Annotated in this window: 14 protein-coding genes and 1 pseudogene; 9 read left to right on the forward strand and 6 right to left on the reverse strand. The window is 51.1% G+C overall.

The window, feature by feature from the left end; translation table 11 throughout:
• Positions 1-106 precede the first annotated feature (106 nt).
• Positions 107-1,444 (reverse strand): metal-dependent hydrolase family protein, encoded by a 1,338-nt coding sequence (locus GOW98_RS11450; protein ID WP_170332089.1) that lies wholly within the window; start codon positions 1,442-1,444, stop codon positions 107-109.
• A 78-nt stretch (positions 1,445-1,522) separates the two neighbouring features.
• Between GOW98_RS11450 and GOW98_RS11455 the strand changes: the two genes are divergently transcribed.
• From GOW98_RS11455 to GOW98_RS11465, 3 genes are all read left to right on the forward strand, one after another.
• Positions 1,523-2,476 (forward strand): helix-turn-helix domain-containing protein, encoded by a 954-nt coding sequence (locus GOW98_RS11455; RefSeq protein ID WP_170332091.1) that lies wholly within the window; start codon positions 1,523-1,525, stop codon positions 2,474-2,476.
• A gap of 130 nt (positions 2,477-2,606) precedes the next feature.
• A complete protein-coding gene (locus GOW98_RS11460; protein WP_170332502.1) occupies positions 2,607-2,951 on the forward strand; it encodes a potassium channel family protein in 345 nt (114 codons plus the stop codon).
• Between the two features lie 178 nt (positions 2,952-3,129).
• Positions 3,130-4,272 carry an adenylate/guanylate cyclase domain-containing protein gene (locus tag GOW98_RS11465; protein ID WP_253282648.1) on the forward strand — a complete coding sequence of 381 codons (1,143 nt, stop codon included), beginning with the start codon at positions 3,130-3,132 and terminating at the stop codon, positions 4,270-4,272.
• Between the two features lie 251 nt (positions 4,273-4,523).
• Here GOW98_RS11465 and GOW98_RS11470 read toward each other — a convergent pair whose 3' ends face one another.
• Complete coding sequence (locus GOW98_RS11470; RefSeq protein WP_170332095.1) at positions 4,524-5,489, reverse strand: LysR family transcriptional regulator; 966 nt, start codon at positions 5,487-5,489, stop codon at positions 4,524-4,526.
• Positions 5,490-5,584: 95 nt separating this feature from the next.
• Between GOW98_RS11470 and GOW98_RS11475 the strand changes: the two genes are divergently transcribed.
• Positions 5,585-6,043 carry a DoxX family protein gene (locus GOW98_RS11475; protein ID WP_170332097.1) on the forward strand — a complete coding sequence of 153 codons (459 nt, stop codon included), beginning with the start codon at positions 5,585-5,587 and terminating at the stop codon, positions 6,041-6,043.
• 24 nt (positions 6,044-6,067) lie between these two features.
• Positions 6,068-6,328, forward strand: a complete 261-nt coding sequence (locus GOW98_RS11480; RefSeq protein ID WP_152460150.1) for a hypothetical protein — start codon at positions 6,068-6,070, stop codon at positions 6,326-6,328.
• 297 nt (positions 6,329-6,625) lie between these two features.
• Here the strand turns inward: GOW98_RS11480 and GOW98_RS11485 are convergent, their stop codons facing one another.
• Complete coding sequence (locus tag GOW98_RS11485; protein WP_170332099.1) at positions 6,626-8,119, reverse strand: DUF1254 domain-containing protein; 1,494 nt, start codon at positions 8,117-8,119, stop codon at positions 6,626-6,628.
• A 34-nt stretch (positions 8,120-8,153) separates the two neighbouring features.
• Positions 8,154-9,614: a DUF1214 domain-containing protein gene (locus tag GOW98_RS11490; RefSeq protein WP_217359540.1), complete on the reverse strand. Its 1,461-nt coding sequence runs from the start codon at positions 9,612-9,614 to the stop codon at positions 8,154-8,156.
• Positions 9,615-9,776: 162 nt separating this feature from the next.
• Here GOW98_RS11490 and GOW98_RS11495 point away from each other — a divergent pair, with 162 nt between their 5' ends.
• The 4 genes and pseudogenes from GOW98_RS11495 (at position 9,777) to GOW98_RS26275 (ending at position 12,957) form a co-directional block, all read left to right on the forward strand.
• Positions 9,777-10,784, forward strand: coding sequence for a helix-turn-helix domain-containing protein (locus tag GOW98_RS11495; protein WP_170332101.1), 1,008 nt, complete (start codon positions 9,777-9,779; stop codon positions 10,782-10,784).
• A 915-nt stretch (positions 10,785-11,699) separates the two neighbouring features.
• Positions 11,700-12,221 carry a hypothetical protein gene (locus GOW98_RS11500; protein ID WP_170332103.1) on the forward strand — a complete coding sequence of 174 codons (522 nt, stop codon included), beginning with the start codon at positions 11,700-11,702 and terminating at the stop codon, positions 12,219-12,221.
• Positions 12,222-12,368: 147 nt separating this feature from the next.
• Positions 12,369-12,635: pseudogene (locus GOW98_RS11505) on the forward strand (transposase); the annotation flags it as partial.
• A gap of 100 nt (positions 12,636-12,735) precedes the next feature.
• Entirely contained in the window at positions 12,736-12,957 is a 222-nt protein-coding gene (locus tag GOW98_RS26275; protein ID WP_170332105.1) for a helix-turn-helix domain-containing protein, read from the forward strand.
• A gap of 468 nt (positions 12,958-13,425) precedes the next feature.
• Here GOW98_RS26275 and GOW98_RS11515 read toward each other — a convergent pair whose 3' ends face one another.
• Positions 13,426-13,779: a hypothetical protein gene (locus GOW98_RS11515; protein ID WP_170332107.1), complete on the reverse strand. Its 354-nt coding sequence runs from the start codon at positions 13,777-13,779 to the stop codon at positions 13,426-13,428.
• Between the two features lie 98 nt (positions 13,780-13,877).
• Positions 13,878-14,729: a LysR family transcriptional regulator gene (locus GOW98_RS11520; protein ID WP_170332109.1), complete on the reverse strand. Its 852-nt coding sequence runs from the start codon at positions 14,727-14,729 to the stop codon at positions 13,878-13,880.
• Positions 14,730-14,987 lie beyond the last annotated feature (258 nt).

Consider the following 14,987-nt stretch of genomic DNA (forward strand, 5'->3'; position numbering starts at 1 on the left):
GGCAGCCATCTGTCCCAAAATCCCTGACAACGGACAGTTGGTCAATGCGTCATCACCTGCCAGCTTAAGACATTTATGGACACTTGGGCTCTAAGCGAAACACAGTTCAAAGCTCGTTTTTATAGATGACTCCGTCCTTCATAATCAGGTCGAAGTTTTCTTGTGGGTCCCCTACAAGCTCCAAGTTTTCAAGCGGGTTGCCGTCCACGAGGATCAGATCAGCGTATGCGCCATCTCTGATAACTCCGAGTGGACCGTCTTGGTAGGGATGACGAGGGCCACTCATTTCCATTAGGCGGGCATTTTCAGAGGTCGCTATCTTGAGCGCTTGATAAGGCGTCATCCAAGTTCCCAACCTCACAAGATATTCGCTCTGTTGATACGCCTTTGATGGATCCATGAGTTGATCGGTGCCAAAGGCGAGATTCACGCCAATTTCGACGGCCATTGGGTACAGCGCGTCTACAGCATCAGTCACCTGTTTCCACTTTTTGGCACTAACTGGGCTATCCCAAACCATATCGGCCTCAAACATCGCCTGAGGACTGAGCCAAGCGCCTTTTTCCTTCATCAATTCCAGTGTTTCTCTTGATGCGAAGAAGCCGTGCTCAATGCTCATCACGCCGTTTTCTATTGAGGTACGGATACCTCTGTCTGTCATCACATGCGCCAAAACATAGGTATTAAAGTTCGTTGCCTCTTCGACTACCGCACGAATTTCGTCGACCGAATACTCGCTCACATCCAGCGGATCGTATTGGGAAGAGACACCACCACCAGTCGTGATTTTGACCTGAGTAGCACCAAACTTGAGGATTTCTCTGGTTCTCTTTCTGACTTCCGGTACGCCATCAGAAATCATCGCCATCATATTTTTTTCCCAATAACTCAGTTCAGAGTTGGAGTTTCTTGGGTTTTCAAGCAGCGTGTGAAAGTCGGCATGGCCTGACGTTTGGCTCATGAATGGTCCGGAGGGCAAAATGCGGTGACCGGGGTATTCACCAGCGTCAATCAGTTTCTTGATCGTAAACGGATTTCCGCCAGGGTCTCTAACGGTGGTAAATCCACGCATTAAAGTCTCTTCAGCCCCCTTCATACTGCGAATGGCCACTTCCGACATGTCGCCTTGATTCAACATTAGAACGGATGCAGGGGTGTAGGCATACGTCGTGTGCCAATGGACATCGATCAATCCTGGGATCATCGTGCGACCGCCACCGTCAATCACCACCGCGTTCTCGGCTTCGATTGGGTCGGAAGAAACAGCGGTTATGAGATTATCTTCGATCAAAACGTTAGCATTCTCGATGCGTGCTTCGTTTACCCCGTCAAAAACATGAACATTCGTTATGAGAGTTCTTGTAGAATCCTCTTGAGCGCTCGCCAGCGTTGCCAGCATGCTTGAGACTACCAAGCAGAGCGTTGACAATTGATTTTTGCGCATATCTTTCACCCTAGGAATATCAAAGCATTCGATTGTTTAATTTTAACGAAGGTAGCCAACTCTCCGAGGAAAATCGATATGAACTTTTTTAAGGAACTTGGCGAAGGCAAACCGGAGCTTTTTGCGGCAACCGTACGTGAAGCAATGACAGGAGAGGTTTTCGATGGCGATGTGATACAGTTGGGAAAGGGGGCTGACGAAGGCGCAATTTTCACAGCTCGTTTAGGGCTTTCCCGTTTGTCTAGTATCCGCTTCAAGCCCAATGCATTGGTGAGAACCGCACAAAGTGAAAGCTTCGCTAATTTCACTGTACCAATCTGCGCTTCAGAGTTATGGACGGTAAGTGGCGTTCCTTTGAAAGAAAACTCCGTTTTCTTCAATTTCACTGCATCGGAAACCGAGGTAGTCGCGCGCAATCGAACTTCGTTATGTGGTCGTGTGCCCTTGCAACGATTTCTCAAAGAGGTTCAACTTTTTTCCGGCAGAAATACATCGGATTTTCGCGGACCAACGGTTATCGTGAAACTGTCTTCTGATTTTCACGCAGCTTTGGTGCGAACACTTAGCTGCATAATGAACCAAGCCGATGGTCAATATACCCAGAGTGATTTGGAGGCGCGTCTTGCAAGGACGCTTGCGATCTTCTTTGCCTTATCTCTGAATAGTGGGAATGCACGCAAAGCGACTTGGTCTCAAAAAGTGGGTTTGGTCTCAAAAGCACGAGAGTACTATTCTTCCGCCTTGTCAAAAAGGCCATCAGTGGCAGATCTGTGTCGAGTAACCGCGGTAAGCGCGCCAACATTGATCTCAGCATTTCGCGACGTAACGGGTGAAACACCAGCACGATTTTTTGCTCTTCAAAGACTGGCCAATGTCCATGATGAACTTATTCAGGCGTCTCAGCAAAAACCCATGGTGAAGCAAGTGGCGCTCGCTCACGGATTCACCGATTTGGGACGATTTGGGAGCCTGTACAAAAGCATATATGGAATTTTACCATCAGAGCAAATTGAGCGTACTGTACCCATTTGACCGGTTGTCTTTTTAGTTCTGCCGAAAACCGATTAATACGAATCTCGGCTCCGATGTAGCAGAGTTCCCTTGACGGATTGCAATGGCACCTCAACGATTTGCCAAACAGAACTATGGATTGGACGGCGGAATGTTTTCATTTTTTTTGAATTTCTACAGGCTCTTAAAAGCGATTGTCCGCTCGTGGAGTAGCCCTAGATTCCGCGGAGCGCTTACCCTTGCAATACTCTTGTTGCTTTCCGGAACTTTGTTTTATGTCAGCGTCGAGGGGTGGTCTTGGGTGGACGCGCTGTACTTCAGTGCAACTACTATTTCTACGGTTGGCCTCAGTGACCTAACGCCCGTAACCGACACAGGAAAACTCTTTACCGTGTTGTATATTTTCGTAGGCGTCGGGGTCTTCATCACGCTGTTTGTACAATTCACACATGCCCTTCTTAGGGACTACGATGAGAAAAAGTCGTCAGATAATTGAAGACTGAAGCAACGGTCTTTCGGTCGTTGCACCCTAGCGCTTCGCTCTGCCGTATGCGGTTAAGGTCGTTGAGAAACTGCTTGGATTAAGGCAAACAAAGCAAAGACAAGGTTCTTTATCATCTTGTCTAAGCAGCTAGTTTGAGAACATGGCCTCCGTAGCACAACTAACCGACTGGATGATTACCGAAGGACGCCGCTCAGGCGACCCTGTTAAAGTAGTTTCGCATTTCTGCTCGTCCTTAATTGAGGAAGGTGTACCGCTCTGGCGGGTCAATATCGGTCAGCGCTTCGCCAATCCGCTACTCATTGCATGGGGGGTCGTTTGGACACCTGATGGGACCGACAGCTACGACGTAACTCATGAAACGATGTTGACGGAAGGGTATGTTGGTAGCTCGTTTGAGTACATTCTGGAGCACAGAAAGCCGCTTCACAAAAGCCTGCGACAACTGGATCCAAAGACTGAGCATTTATCGTATCTAGAGTTCGCTGAGCTCGGTGGCACAGATTACTATGCAACTCTGATGTATTATGGCGACGGATCTCTGCACGGCTGCACATTTGTCACGCAGGAACCAGACGGCTTTTCACCGCAACATCTGGAATTGATTGAGGCAGCGCTGCCTGCTTTGTCTTCCGCTTTGGAACCTGTCACGATGCGCAAGTCAGCCAAGGGTCTATTGCGAACATATCTTGGCGATGGGCCCTCCGACGCCGTATGGAGCGGGCGGATCAAGCGAGGCGAACGAACGACCCTTGATGCGGTGGTCATGTTTTCTGATTTACGAGGGTTCACGGCGCTTTCAGAAGCCGCACCCGAGGCCGATGTGTTTGACGCGCTGAGCGGCTACTTTGATCTGGTTGTTCAGTCTGTGGAAGATAACGGTGGCGATGTTCTCAAGTTCATGGGTGATGGAATTCTCTCGATCTTCACCATCGCAACTCAGGCTGATCACGCCGACCGATGCCGAAAGGCTGCGCAAGCCGCACAAAGTGTATTGGCCGGTTTGACGGTCCTCAACCGTCGCCGCGCTGAAGCGAAAAAGCCGTCTTTGGACGTTGGGATCGGGATCAATGTTGGACAAGTCAGCTATGGCAACATCGGCAGCCCTGGTCGACTTGATTTCACGGTTCTCGGAGGTGCAGTGAACGTTGCGAGTCGAATTGAGGGGCTGACTAAATCTATTGGCCGGAGAGTGCTGGCAACATCTGCGATTGCCGAAGTCTCCCCTGATCTGTTTTCCCCTTGTGGGTTTCAAGAAGTTCGTGGACTTGCGCGTCCAATCGAATTGTTTTCTCTCGTCGAAGAAGAGCTTTGATTCAGCGCTGACTTAATTTTGGCAGCATCGCGAGAAGCAGGAACCAGATATTGGGCACCAAGTGTTAAAAGGCAGGTTTTTACCTCATTTGGGAGTTTGCAAAGCCCGACGATGGATGTCCGGTTTGGGCTGCGACCAGTCGATCATGCAAGCCGCAGAGAACGGCAACACTGAGCCCAAAAGTGCTCAATTCTGGGCCGACGACGAATGACTGCTTCCGAGATGAAGAGTGTCTGGGGTTGCCTGAAACATCAACCGAAGGTTCGCGGTACGATGATATCGCGATTTGACACGAGTTTTTGGGCTTCATCCACGAGGTCTTCAAATGTGGTCAAAACAATACCGCGCATCCAGACAAGGGCCGGGTCCGCGTCCAGCTCCGCATTCCAGATGACACGAAAAACAAGATCGGGCATCGGTTCGGGCGGTTCCAGGACTTGCAGGTCGTCGCCAGCGCGGCCCTCCAGCAAGACTAACGCAACAAAGTTTCCCAACATGTTTGTATCGTTCAGCGCTGATGCGATTCCGGACCAGCTAGCCGCGTGAAATCCAATGCGGCGCTTCAAACCAAGATGGGCAAGATGCTCTTCGACCGTACCGTGGATGGCGGCCGGAATGCTCACAACGGCATGCGGCCATCGCATCCAGTTGTCCAAGCTCCAGTCATTTGTCGCCGGGTGGCCCCGCCGGGCCAGAACATAACGTTTCATCGGTTTCAGGACTTTTGCCCTCAGACCTTCAGGCAGGGGAAAGTTGGCGTTTCCAAATGCGATATCCACTTCACCCTTGATGATCTGATCCATGGTTTCTTTGGAATAGGGTTGCCATGCCAATGCCGCATCCGGTGCTTCTGCCTGCATGCGCGAGACAACTCCAGAGGCGATGCAATTCAGCGCCGGTCCTGCCATGCGAAAGGTCCTGGAGCAGGTCATGGGTTCGAAGGGGGCGGGCGCCTGCACCACGCGTTCGATACGTGACAGGATCGGTCGGATCTCGCGATACAGGGCCTCGGCCCGCGGGCTTGGTTTCATAATGCCACCGGCGCGCACCATTAATGGGTCATCCAGTTGTTCGCGCAATCGCCCAAGCGCGTGGCTCACGGCCGAGGGTGTTCGGCCGAGCTGTTCGGCGGCCCGGTTCACGCTGCCCTCTTCCATCAGGACCCGGAAGACGAGGAGCAGGTTCAGGTCGAGGTTCTTGATCTGAATTTCATTCATCTAGACTGAAAACTATTTGCTGGAGTGACGCTACCTACAGTCATAATCATAAGAAAACGTACTGAAATGCAATCGCAACCTGAAGGAAATTCACGATGCCGTTCTCCCTTCCGAACCTCCGGACGTTTCTGATCGATCCTGCGCCGCGTCTGTTACTTGGCGGCATATTTCTGATGGGGGCGTTGGACGGATTTGCGTTCATTTTCACTGGCGCACACCTGATACATCCGCCGACCTCTTCCGCCGGGCTTGCGCTTGAAGCGGCGCTCAAGGAGGCCGGATTTCTCTGGCCATTGATGAAAGGTGTCGAACTGGCAGGTGCGCTTCTTCTTCTGTCCAACCGGGCCCCTGCACTGGGGTTGGCCCTGCTGGCACCAATAATGGCCGTTATCGTTCTGTTTCATGCCACCCTCAATCCCGGAGGACTCCCGCTCGCGTTTGTCCTGATCGTTTGCGGAATCCTGATCCTATGGGTCCAACGCTCAAGGTTCTCGGTTCTCTTTGAGACAGGCACGCCGGGGGCAGAGACCCGTCCCGTTCCCGCTCCCACCTAAGATCTTTCAACAAGGAGAAGACCAATGCCCAGAGTTATTGCAATGCATGATGTGGACGATGTCGAACACTGGCTTTCATCCCCCAAGCGCGATGAAATCTTCAAGGAGGTTGCCTTCGACATGGTGACTTTCGTCCATCCGACAGAGCCCAATAAGGTCGGCCTGTCCGCCAACATCCCAGATCTGGACAAGTTTTTCGAGATCAACAACGGACCAGTCGGCCAGGCGGCGATGAAACACGATGGTGTCCATGCCGACACAATTGTTGTCATGCTCGAAGCTTAGCGTCTTTCAGTTATCAGACCGGTATACCCGCGCCAGTCCTGCCATTCGTCTAAGCGAGATGAATGGCAGGATTGTCCGCAATTCTGCCGTTCAGCAGAATTAAGCGAACGTCCGCTGCTGTTCAATGCAGACCTTCAGGCGAAATTCCCCGGAATGACCTCCAACAATGACCGCTATCCGTTCCTAAGCCGTCATCTGACTGAAAGACTCAGATGACCGTGTTGAGCCCAAAGCGGACACCGGAAAATGTCAGACGACGCCAAAAAGTAGCGTCGCCCGATAGTCGCGGTTGTCGCTTTATTCTACCAGTTCCAGATCACCGGGACGCCAGGTCTTGTCGAACCAAGGCTCAAGCGGGCCATAGAGGCGCATCATCACGTTGAAGCTTTGCCCGGGCATGGTTTGCGCCCAGTTGTTCTCCCAACCTTCTGGGGCTTCTGGACCAAAATAGATGCTGGTACTCCCATCCTCATTCGGCTTTATCCCTGGTCTATTAGAGTCGATACCACCGGATTGCTGGTCAGTTTCAAGGATTGACCGAGTCTGTCCGCTATACAACATAAACGACGCAAAGTTTTTGGCGGGAACCGGCGCCGGGAGCGTTACCTTATAGGTTTTTGAGCCGTCAAGGTACTGTCCGTTGTTGTCTCGCGCTGTCATCGCATAGACAGACCCCGTCCCGACCGGTGGCGAGGTCATCGCAGGCGTTATGCCCGTTGCCATATAGAAAAAGTACGACCGATCATCGAGGATGCGCGCGCCGTCCTCAAGAAACTGATAGCTCTGGCGTTGGAACGGTGAGTTCCATTGCCGGTCTTCATAAAAGAAAACTCCCGGATCGCGCGAGGCATACGTAATTGCTCGCGCCGTGGCATTTGCTATAGCTGCTGCCTCCTTGAAAATGGCCTGCATACGGGCATCGGGTTCAAAGGGCTCGCCCTTCCTGATCCCTATGGAAGCAAACGTTCCTACAATTTCCGGACTGAACGCACCAATTGGATTGTTTTCGAGCGCGACGTGGATCTCTTCAAAGAAGTCTTCGTTGTTCGCGTGAACAGTGTTGTGTTGAACACCGGAGATATTCAGGAAAGTTTCCGCGGGAGGATTGTCCGCTTCACTAAGCGGATAGATATTCAGACCCGCCTTAATCTCGGCAACAGGGCCAGCCGTATCTCCGTCTGCGTCTGGCGAGCGTCTTAGCAACAACCAGTGCTCATATGTCTTTGTGCGTAGTTCGAAGTAGCCCTCGGGCACCGGCGTTTCATCGTCGTTGTGCAAAAGTAGATACTTGCCACCTTCTCCCTTATCCGCGCCAAGCGCCCCGATATCCGTCACATAGTCAAACGCGGCGTCATCAAGCAACCCAAGCAGGCCTGCCGGAACCTGAATCACCATCGGGCCATTTGAGATATCAACATTCGAACCAATGTAGATTGTGGTTGTATTGGGCGTCAGCCAGATGGACCGCGCGTCCAGCAGGTCTTCTGCAATCACAACGTCATTGGGATTGACGCCCAAGTCTTCGTATCCCTTAAACATAGCTCGAAGCGAAGCGATCTTCATGCCATCCAGGAAAGCCGTCGTCGCTCTGATCAGATCAAGGTTGTCGAAGACTTTCTCCACCGTCTCAGGTGATGGCATACCATCGAAGAATTCCAGATCACCAAGCGTCTGGGTCTCAACCTTGTCTGGTGTAAGAACATTCTCAGGAACGTCGGCTTTGAATTCTTGGGCTGAAGAATGCGATGCGAGTACTAGGGCAGTCAGCACAGCTAACGACTTTGTTTTCATTGTTCGCTCCATTGGGAATTACTGTTTGTTTTGATCAGTTTACTTTTTCTAGATCGCCCAGCATCCAGCCACTCTCCAGCCATCCGTCTTGCGGCCCATATAGACGAAACAAAAGGAAGTACGGCTCTGTGGTTGGTATCCAGTTGCTTTCCATGCCTTCCGGTGCTTCTGGTCCAAAAAAGATGTCGTAAGAACCGTCTTCATTAGCCTGCATCGCATCAGTGTCGCGCTCGGACAAACCGACAGGATCAACGTTCCGAATGAAGCTCTTGGTCTCCATCGAATAAACAATCACGGACCAGAAATCGTCGGCAGGTGTATCCGCTGGGACGTTCAGTTTATAGGTCTGATTGTGATCGTACATTTCCCCGTCGCTGTCGCGCAGGCCTGTCAGATAAAATGTACCTCCGCCCAGTTGTTTCGGCAGGTATGTAATCCAGAAATAACTGCCGCCCGCACGCGCATCCACAAGGACTTCGGTCTCAGTCTCATACGGAAAACCTGCCTCGGGTTGACCTTCGGCAAAGTCCCATATCAGCCACTGGCTCTTCATCTCGCCGCTATCGTCGACCCAGAGCGGGATCATGGCTTTGCCGGGCGTTACAAAGTAGTTCTGCATTGAGGCATACGCCAACAACAAACCCTCATTCATAGCTTGCATCTGAATTTCTGATGGCTCGAAAGGTTTTCCCTTTTCGATCCCGAGATCCTTCAGGAAATTTACCATGACCTTGTCTTGTGGTCTGACGGGGTTGTTTTGAACGTAATCGTTCAAATCCTGAAAGAAGGTCTCGTTGTAGTATGGAAGCGAGTCGTACGGCACTTCTGACGCTTCGAGATAGTTGTTGGGTGGTGGATTGTCAGCCTCAGACAGGTAGTACACTTTGATCGTCTGAGCGTAGTCGGCCGCATCGGCGTCCGTTCCGCCATTCGTCAGTTTTGGCCGGAACGAAAACCCATATTCGTAGGTATCTGTTTCAAAGGGAAGGTATCCCTCCTCAGTTAATTCCTCCAGCGACATATCCCCTTCGTAGCCTGGGGGTAGCATAAGGTACTTGCCGCCGGCACCTTCATCGAAACCGTCGGGACCAACGTCCACAATCGGAACATCCCAGGCATTTACGATTGTACCGAAGTAGTTCACCTTGTCGGTGGCAGCGGGCACTTCAATGACAAGGGGGCCGGGTTCGGAGGTCATCGAAGCCCAAGCATAGGCCGTAACATCGTTGGCCGTAAGAAACCCGTGTTTGGAGTCGAACGGCTTGTTGAGATAAATGATGTCATTGTAGTCGCCACCGAGGTCGCGACGAATGCCCTTGAGGAAATCGATCATACCGGCGGCAGGCATTCCCCAGATGGCCGTCTGGGTGGCACGCTGCACCATAATCTTGTACTCGATGTCCTCGACCTCGGCTGATCGGGCAAGGATGTCGCCCGTGTCGTTGAAGGACTGTGAGAAAACTGGTGAAGCAGAAATACCTGCGCCGAGCACCATTCCCAAAAAGTGCATCGAAAAACCGCCGTGTAGTGGCCGAAGTATTTTCATATTGCAATGCTCCCTGCTGTTTAGGGAAAGCTTGCACATCCGTTCAGCCGATGCGTATCATTTCACGACACGCGGGCGAACAAGCGGGTTAACGGATTGAACCTACCACCGATGATTTCGGCCAAGGCCTTGGGCGCGATGCCCCAGTTTGTGCTTGAGGCCGCTGGGGAAAGACGCCTGTTGCGTGCTTTTGAGTCTGCCGATCTTCCTGTTCACTTCATTGAGGAAAGAGGCGGTTACATCTCGGAGCATGCCTTGGCGAACTTTGTGCACGAAGCCGCACGATCCTCGGGACAACAAAACATCGGATTGTTGTGGTCACCGTATCTCACTGTCGCTGACTACGGCGCCTGGGGGAGTTACGTTCTTTCTGCTCCAACGCTGGGGGCAGCGCTAATACGAGCTTCTGCCGTCATGCCATTTCATTCGTCCACGGATCGCGCGTGGCTTGAAACTTCGGGCAATAGCGCGCGTTATTGTTATCGTTTTGGACTTCGCAGGCATTTCGCATATCCGGACATCGGTTTCTCGGCTGTTGGGGTTTTTCTGAGTATATTCCGCGCGTATTTAGGAAACGACTGGAAGCCATCGGCCGTGCTCTTGGACTTCCCGAAGGTTCCTGGATTTGTCGAGGCAGAAGACACCTACGCTTGTCCTGTAATCTGGAACGCCCCCCGGCTTGGGGTTGAGTTTGATGCCTCGGCTTTAAGAGCCGAAGCCACGCCCAAAAAACTCACCGGCGCCTCGACAACTGTCGGAGATATTTCTCGCGAACGATTGGGCGGCCCACCCCAAACACTTCGAGGACAAGTCGCGGAAGTGGTGTGGCAACAACTTCATCGGGAGGAAATGTCGATTGATGCCGCCGCGCGTTCGCTTGATCTTGGCGTTCGTACACTGCAACGGAGGTTAGCGAGCGAAGGGGTTCGTTTTCGCGAAATCGTCAACGATGTCAGGGTAGCAAGGGCCGAAGAACTCCTCACAGATACGCGCGAGACAGTCTCCAGTATCTCCTCCATGCTAGGATATGAAACCGCAAATAATTTCAGCCGCGCATTTAGGAAGGTGACGGGACTGACGCCCTCTGACTATCGCAAGATGAACTCCGGTCATAGTTGAATGGTCGTCTGCAAAATCAAGCCGTTGGCGTCTGCATTGCTCACAAATTTAAGTTAAGGTTGGATGCGACGAGTAACCGCGTCCAGCCCGAGTAGGGCGGCAAGCTAACCTAGTTCGATCACTTTTTATGTTTTCTTTTAGGATCAAGAAACAGTGTGCGTTGGAACAATGACAAAGTTACAGAGTATTTGCTTGCGGAGGTGGTTTTATCAGATGCCCCGCGTCGATTACCCTGGGATAGGTTCAACGCGGGGCTGTAGGAAAGTGCTAGGTAATCAAAATGATGCCCGCACTTACTACGGGAAGCATTCTGATATTTCGATACTTGATTTATTTATGTATCCAATTTGAATATTTGATAGCTCCAACTGCTTCAAAAGTCAGAACATGCAATGCGAACACCCCTCGAGGTAGAGCTCTTTGATCGCGAGTTTCCCGAGCACCTTCTCAAAATTGGTTAGTGGCTTATATCGGTTGGTCCATTTTTTGATCTGTTCCAAGTAGTTATTTAAAAAGAAACCACGTGATGGAAAAAACTACTGTAAATGCATGGACACGCCTATGTAGTTGTGTTTGCGGCGCAGCCCATAGTCATTTCCAAACACGAACCAAAGAAATTAGCGAAAAAACCCACGGTCGTTCATGGGATGGGAGACGACCGTGGGTAGCAGTTAGGGGTATGATAGGTACGAAGCCATCATGAGTTTGGATCAAAACTCTTACAAAAGATTTGTATTTTGAAAGAAGAGCTTGCGAGCTATTCAGGCTATTGGTGTTCACCGACGTTCCGCAGTGCTTTTCGAGCAGTTGTTTGCAGAAAACGCTTTCACACGTTGAAATAAATTCACATCGAAATATTTGGTTTTGTCGCGTTGTGGGTAGTTTCGCGACGCATCGTTTTATTGGGAGGAATACATGAAATACACTGCCATTTTCGCCGCCGCGGCAATCTCCGCTTTTGCAACTGTTGCCGCTGCCAAAGATCCGATTCCGGCAAGTAGTGATAACTTCGAGATTTACAGTGAGGTTGAAGGCTGGACGGTTTATGCTGACAACGACTCCGGTACATGCCTGATAGAAAAAGTCTTCGAGAGCGGGAACGTCATGCAGATGGGTCTAACCAAAAACCAAAAACACGGTTACTTGGGAGTATTCACGCAAGCTGACATCGACATCAAAAACCGTCAAAAAATAGAAATAGCAATTGACGACTTCGTGTATGAAGGTCGCGCAAAAGGCATAAAAAGCAAGAAGCTAGCGGATGACTACTCTGGTGGCTATATCGTTGTAAAGGACGCGAATATGGCGACTGCCGTGGCCGAAGGACAGACTTTGATCGCATTTCCAAAGAAGTCTGCAAATTTCATTGTGGACCTAACCGGTACGAAGAAGGCTATGGAAGAAGGGCGTAAATGCAACCTTGCACTTGCCAGCTAACTTAGGCCGTTGCTCAACCTCAAAAAAGTTGAGCTGCCTTTTTATCAAACCATTAGTGGCCCCGCAGTTTGCGGGGTCACTTGTTAGTAATTGAGCCTCCCCAACTGAACTGGTCCACCGTTATGTTTAGGAAACGGAGGACCACGAATGGCAAACAAGAGACCGAAGCCCGAAGAGATTGTCTCGAAGTTACGGCAGGTTGAAGTTCTGATGGGGCAAGGCATGTCCCGTCTTGATGCGATCAGGCAGATCGGCGTTGTTGAGCAAACCTATTACCGCTGGCGGAAGAAGTACGGTGGAATGGGTGTTGATCAATTGAAGGAACTGAAACGGCTTCAGAAAGAGAACGAGCGGCTGAGACGCGCGGTGTCTGATCTGACTCTGGACAAGCTGATCCTGACGGAAGCCGCAAGATTTCCTGGCCGGGCTTCAGAGCCTGATCCGAACTCACCTTGGCGAGCCGGGATTTGGTGTAGACGAACTGGCACGCCTATGCGGTTTCCACCGGGAGACATTGAACAATCGGCTTGCTCCCTACGGGCAATCAGCCTCTCAGGTCATATCTGGCGTCAAACTGGAAGAAGCAAAGAAGCTGCTGGGTCCGGCAGGGAAGTCCGTTGGTGAGACCGCACTGCGGCTTGGTTACGCGGACTCCACAGCGTTTTCGAGGGCCTTCCGAAAATGGTCCGGAATGTCGCCTTCGGATTTTAAGAAAACGGTAAAAGAACTGGGCTGAAAAACCGGCGCCAGTGCGGTCGCATGCTGCTCGCCGTCGTTTCTTCGGGTAAAGGATGAGAACACTGGCCGAATATATCCCAAATTGCGCGCACGTTGTGAAAATCTGGTCGAGCGCTTGCGACACCATTCACTCATGCCCGCTTCATGCTAAAAGCTAGAATTGCAAAGTCTTGGGTTGAATGTCCGGTTTGGGCTGTCTCTAGTCACTGATGCGAAGGGCGGCGAACGTCGACTTCGAGCCCACATTGACCGATGCTGCGCTATGCCCCAATTACAGCAATGCGCAGTAAACGGACTTTGCAAAGTCTTTGGTACGGGTCGCAACAGAAGCCTATTTTCGCGGTATTCCGGGCCTATTCGCTGGCACGGCCCTACGATCACAGGAAACTTAAAATTGCAAAAATATAGCTTAAGAAATTGATGGGCGACTACGTTCATTTTTCTGTCAAACTAGCACACCAATACTTCACTCCAGTTTTTCCCGGCTGCGCCTTGCAGAAATATGGCATGGGTTGTGCCGTAGTTGCGCATCTAAATGATTGGCTTCGTGACAGGTGGGGCATAGAGCAACCGCGATCTCAACGGCCTCACCAGTCTCATAGTCAAAACAATACTCCTGGCCACAAATCTCTAAAACCTGTCCCAGGGGTATCAACTCTGAAACAGTTGCACCGCAATGGTCGCATACGCCATTACGCAAAGCATCTTTCAGCTCAGGCAATTCCACCGTTCTTTGAAACTTGCATTCTCTTGCACTCATAACCGAACCAAAATTCCACTCTTCAGAACAAAAGGTTAGTTTGGTGATGAAAGAGATCAAGATATCGCGACTTTGCCTTTTGCGTGGCAACGGTTGAATAGAACCAACCGACAAAGCATCCTTGGTAATGAAGCAGTGGGGCGATCAGTATGAGGTGTTCAACCAAACGAACGCGCGATGCTGCGAAACATCCGGGCGACTTGGCCAGGAAGCTCACTTTCGTCATCATGGGCAAAAACCGCATATGCTGCGAAGGCAAACCGAGGGGCTTGCTTTATCAAGCTTAGTTGACCACTCCTAAGTTCCGCTTCTACGACCCGTTTTGGAAAGTAGCCGGCGGATGGAATGGACTTCAAATACTGAAGGCCCAGGGTCCCAATACCCAATTGAAGACGAGGTGCATCAAGCTCTGCAAAATTCAATAAATGGTCAGCCTTAAATTCAGGGCCCCAATCTATGAGAAGGTACGAGTCTCCCAGCTCGTTCGGCAGACCGATGGGACCGCTGCTTACAAGAACAAATTCATCTTGGAATAATTGGAGGGCAGACAATCCCGACGCCCGTCGAGGCTGGTACATTATGGCCAAGTCGAGGTCGCCCTCTTCGATCTCCCGCGACAGAGCCTCGGAAGAAGCTGCGGAGGCCCGTATGGCAACGTCTGGCAGCGTTTCCATCAATTCGGGTAAAGCCCTCATAAGATATCCGTCCCAAAGGCTGGGTGCGGCGCCAATCTCTAGCGCTGCTGTTATTGGAACAGGGAGACCAACGTCCAACTTCGCTTGTGTCCAGGTTCGCACAAGCAACTGTGCGTGTTTGAGAAAGTGTTGTCCCGCATTCGTCAGTGCTGCGCCAGATTTGCTGCGGTCAAAAAGCACTTGCCCAAGTTGCTGCTCTAAAGTCCGAATTCTCATGCTCACCGTAGATTGGGTGACATGGACCTTTTTCGCAGCATCAAAGAAGGTGCCCGTTTCAACAACGGCCAGAAAGGTTCGAGCTTGTTCGATATCCAAGGGCTATCTATTCCATTTTTCGATATCATTCGAGAATAAAATTCGTTTTTCAACACAAATATTTCGTGCGATATACCGAGTGTAGCGCGAAAGTGCCCCCCACCAGATCGGAACGCTAATCAACATTTCTCATTTTGTAGTGGAGATCCCGAGCTGAGGAACCGTTGCAATCTGACCCCTGTGGATTTGCCACCAACACCGGAGCGCTGCACCAACCCCACAATGGGCAAGAAGCCCATTTTCTCATGGAGAAAACAA

It is taken from the genome of Ruegeria arenilitoris (genome assembly GCF_013032445.1).
Lineage (GTDB): Bacteria > Pseudomonadota > Alphaproteobacteria > Rhodobacterales > Rhodobacteraceae > Ruegeria > Ruegeria arenilitoris_F.